The organism is Buttiauxella sp. B2 (assembly GCF_006376615.1).
Taxonomy (GTDB): domain Bacteria; phylum Pseudomonadota; class Gammaproteobacteria; order Enterobacterales; family Enterobacteriaceae; genus Buttiauxella.
On the sequence record NZ_VEXQ01000053.1, the window covers coordinates 1 to 4672 of the forward strand.

General features: G+C 45.9%; 4 protein-coding genes and 2 pseudogenes. All 6 read right to left on the reverse strand.

All coding sequences use genetic code 11. The features are described 5' to 3' along the window. Positions 1-264, reverse strand: a pseudogene (locus tag FH968_RS23185) (hemagglutinin repeat-containing protein); the annotation flags it as partial. 242 nt (positions 265-506) lie between these two features. Then, positions 507-971 (reverse strand): SMI1/KNR4 family protein, encoded by a 465-nt coding sequence (locus tag FH968_RS23190; RefSeq protein WP_139883784.1) that lies wholly within the window; start codon positions 969-971, stop codon positions 507-509. 9 nt (positions 972-980) lie between these two features. Further along, complete coding sequence (locus FH968_RS23195) at positions 981-1757, reverse strand: HNH/ENDO VII family nuclease (protein WP_223271384.1); 777 nt, start codon at positions 1755-1757, stop codon at positions 981-983. Positions 1758-2046: 289 nt separating this feature from the next. Further along, the gene (locus FH968_RS23205) at positions 2047-2721 is read right to left on the reverse strand and encodes a hypothetical protein (protein WP_223271385.1); all 675 of its coding nucleotides are present in this window, start codon (positions 2719-2721) and stop codon (positions 2047-2049) included. 18 nt (positions 2722-2739) lie between these two features. After that, positions 2740-2982 (reverse strand): hypothetical protein, encoded by a 243-nt coding sequence (locus FH968_RS23210; protein ID WP_139883794.1) that lies wholly within the window; start codon positions 2980-2982, stop codon positions 2740-2742. Positions 2983-3790: 808 nt separating this feature from the next. After that, positions 3791-4672, reverse strand: a pseudogene (locus tag FH968_RS24250) (VENN motif pre-toxin domain-containing protein); the annotation flags it as partial.

The window sequence follows — 4672 nt, forward strand, 5'->3', positions numbered from 1 at the left end:
CCCGGCACCACCGCCACCTGCGCCGATGCTGATACCCACGCCACCGCCACTGCTGCTGTTCTTACCGCTGGATTGCTGGGTGTTGGCAGCCCCGCTCAGCAGAATGTCATTCTCCGCGCTCAGCAGGGTGTCGCCACCGGCTTTCAGCTGGCTTCCGGCGATAACGATATTGCCACTGTTATCGCCTTTGTTTTTTCCGGTGGCGATAACGATATTGCCACTGTTATCGCCTTTGTTTTTTCCGGTGGCGATAACCGACAAATTATTCCCGGCAACAACTCATTCCGACACGATCATGGTGAGAACAACAAAATTTTCCCAGTACAGTCAGCAGGTTACAAGCTGATTCTGTCAGTGTACTTATGCGGTTGGACTATTTTTTCCCGACGCGCGTTTTCCATTTTTTAAAGAGTTACTTTCCACCAATCACGCCACATCGGAAATACACAGGTAAACCTTCACAGCTCTGTCAATGCGAGTTCACCGCATCGTTATGATGCTTACATTTAACTTACCGAAGCATTAACAGTTTGATAGAAGAAATCACCAAAATCATCATTCATAACTTCAAATGACGGTTCAGATGAGCCTGAAGACCATTTGAATACCTTCGTTAAACCATCTTCGTTTTGGTTGCAATCTAAAACTGCATAATCGCCGTCACCGAATGAATATATAACAATGAAACGCTCGGGAAGTTTCGATTTTTTACGCTCTTTCATTGTCAACCAAACTGCATCAGGAATACCTGAGTTGGCAAAATCATCATTAATAAGACCATAAAACTCATGCCCCAAGACATCACCGCAACCCAATTTTTGCAAAAAATAACGATAGCTAGGTGGAAACTTCAGACCGAGATACCCCTCAGCCTTAGTAATAAGCGCTTCACTTTTCTCACCATCAAAATCAGCAGGATATTGATGGTTTTTTATTATCAACATAGCTTTTTCCACGTTTTCTATACTCATAATAACCTTTTATTTAAAGTCATTAGCACGCTGCTTCCAGTAATCAGCGCGCCATTTGTTAAACTCGGAACGATCAATGCCGGATGGTATTGAATTATCGTTTATATGAATAACATTCCGATTATCTGTATGAAAATCTTGCGTTACCTCTGCAATCGGCCCGTCTTGTTTTTGTAACATATGATGAAGATTTATTGACTGACCATTTTTATCAATCGGAGCCAAACCTTTTTCCATTCTTTGAATATTTGTTCTTCCTCGTGCATCAAGAGCATTAGGATCAAATAAGTCATTTCTTTGATAAACCTTATTGCCATTGATTTCAACTGGTTCTGATGACCAGAATTTTCTTTCCTGACCAAAGTACTTCGCAGAGTTAACATCATCACCTGCTTTTGCTATGAGTTTAGACGCAGCCTCGAGATCTCCGGCTTTAAGGGCTTTGTCCGCCCCTTTCATCAGTGCGCCAACCTCATCGCCAAGACCCGGTAAAATCCCGACGACAGCCGCCAGATAGCCCAGCGCACTGTCTGCTTCTGCAAAACTTTTAATATCGCCGTAAACAGGAATAAAGTCGCTGCCAGCATCCGCAAAGCCAGCTAACAGTTCATCACGATGTGCGTCCATTTTCGCACCACAGGCGTCGGCACTGAGTCCGGCGCAGTTCTTCGCCTTGAACTCTTCAGTGACTTTTTTCAGGTCATCCTGGGCTTTCTGGTATTTCTCCTGTTGCGACATGCCCGAGGTTTTGTTTTCAGCAATATCACTGAGCGCGTTATTCTCCACGACTCTGAATCACTGAGTCAAATTTCGGCCCGCAGGCCGAGATTCGACTCGTGGAGAGATTAAAAACCTTTCACTCTAAAAATCCTGAGCAATACGATCCCGCTCCCTAAAATACTTCCTCCAGCCACACTGATTTTTAGTATTTTTTTCAGTTGATCGGGATTCATTGAGATAGGAATACCCCCATAGAAATAAAAAAATATTTCTATGGTAAGATAAAAAATGAACGCAGCGGCAAATAATCCAATTATTGATGCGCACACTACAACTATCAAAAGGAAGAGCCATTTCATTTTTTACCTGCCATTTTATCTAATTTATCCTGGATAGCCGAACCACCAAATTCTGAGACTGCACTCCCTCCAACATCTCCTGTAGTTCCCGGGATTTTACTTGGTAACATATCCTTGGATATCCCCATTTGCCCTTTAATTTCGGTGTACTTCAATAGGTCAGGGTTAAATTTTGGATCCCAACCATTGGTTATAAATTTTCCTGCTGCATTAGTGACAGGCTTCACAATATAGTTACCAACCCCGTAACCTAACCAAGCACCGGCCCCGTTAGTTATGGCTCCAGTGATTGGGTTATCGCCATTTATCTGGTTTGCGAGTGCACCACCAACAGCATTCCCGGCAACAGTTCCTTTCCAGCCATTACCCATAGTTGCAACATTCACCCAACCAGCAACAACAGCGTTAACAGGATTAATTTCCCCGCTACCAGCATATTGAACTCCTGCATTCATTCCAGCACCTAGCCCCCACATAGCCAATGCTTCCCCGGGTAATGAAGTTGCCCCCCCGCTAGCAAGAGCCAGCGCTACAGCATCCCGTTCATTGATTGCTTTCTGGCAGCTTGCGGAGGAGGGGGCTGATGAACAACTTGCCATATCAATACCGTGCTGACGTATCCATTCAGTTTGGCCTTCCTCGGTTCCACCACCAAGTAGGTTATTCTCCACGATATTTTTTGAGCTGCCCTATTCATTCTTTCTATTTTGCAACATGCTCTTTATCCATATTCCTAAACCTAAAACTATCCCTCCAACATATCCTGTTGTAAAGAATGAAGTAATAATGTTTTCCCACTCGAATGAAAAAACCCCCACTTTGAAATACACTATCAACGATGCAAGGAGAATTGATATTGCATCTAGGCACAAGAACAGAGCACAACAAAGAACAACAATCACAACCAGTTGATATAAATCATTTTTTTTCATTTTTTTTATCCAGCTCATTCAATTCGCTTATTACAGCATTATTTGTTTTCTCTCCGATGTAACTTCCGCTAGCGGTTCCTGTTAAGTCTGCGACAGAGTCTTTTACGACACTTGATGCCGCCCCCTTGACCACGCTTCCACCTATACCACCAAACAATGAACCAGCCCCTGCACCAATAGTGGAGTTAAGGGGATCATCTCCTTTAATAAGGCTTCCGATAGATGCACCACCCATGCTTATTCCCATGGCGGCTTGCCAGCTTTTTCCTGTCGATGCAGCAGAAGTGACTCCTGCCATAATTGCATCAACGTAGCTGAATTGATCTGGACCATTTAATTGTATGGTTGAATTAACGGCTGTACCTATAGCGGCATTAGTGAGCATGCTTTCTTTTATTGTGCTACCTAATACGCCGCCACCTAATGTTGCCAGCGGCGCATTCCCTATACTCGCATTAGACTCATGGTAGCCCCAGGTATTTACAACGCCCTGAGCCTGGTTCAATGCCTCATTGTCAGGATTACGCTCAACGCCCGGATAAGCAAAAAGATTTTTTACCATTTCCTGACCTTTTCCTACACCATAAGTAGATTGCATTTCAGCCGCATAAACCCTGACATAGCTGTTCAGTTCAATTTTTTCAGATTCCGATAGAGACGATGGATCCCGGCGGAACTTGTCCATAAGAGCATCACTGCGCTTATCAGCATTTTCCAGTTTAATCAGGTCATTTGCTGTCCCCAGAGATTTATCACCCTGCTTAATTTTCTCGACGGCTTTGTCGAGCTTGTCTGAAGATGTCGCACCAAGGAAGTTATTATCAACTGAATTTTTCCCAGCACTTGCCCCTGCCGCTGCGCCTGAAACACCTCCTCCAGCAATTCCACCTGCAATGCCTGATGAAATGCTTGCCAGCGTACTTAGCGTCTGCTTTTGGTCTTCGCTCAGCGTCGAAAGGTCTTTAACATCCGGATACAACGCCTTCGCAATGACCCCGGCGATAAGTTCCCCTGTCGCAGCTCCTGCTGCCCCAGCCGCCGCACTGTTCCCCTGAAGGGCGGCTGTGACGCCACCCAAAATCGCATGCGCAACCGCTTTTGCTTCATCGTTATCATCAATGCCAGCATGATGACCAATGATATTCGCCAGTTCCGGTGCCGATGCCCCCGCCAGCGCCCCGGCAATATTACCCCCCGCCAGCCCCTGCAATGCAGCAGTGGCTGCCTGGATACCGCGCTGCATGTCGCTGCCGGTGCCATACTTCGCCATTTCATCTTTGTAGGTCTGAGAATTACGCAGGTTTGCAAGGTATGTCTGACGTTGTTCCTCGGTTGCATTCTCCGGAAGCGAGGTTTTCGACTCACTCTTCGCTTTATCAAGGGCATTAATTTCCCCCTGCGTCCGGGCAATATCAGCAGCCTGTCCGCCAATATCACTGATAAGACCCACTTCCTTCAGGCGGTTCTGCTCTTTCTCTTTATCAAAGATTGGGCTGATGCTGTCGTTGGCATGTTCAGTGTCACGACTGAGGTCTGCCACATCCTGCTGCTGATTGTCCTTGTCGCGAATGGTGATGGAACCATCCGCAATAGCCGCCTGCGTCGTACCTTCTTTGTGACCGCTGTTACCCGCAGCTGAGATAATCCCGCCCGGCATATTTCCTTTGAACTGGTCACCTAAATCGCCTGC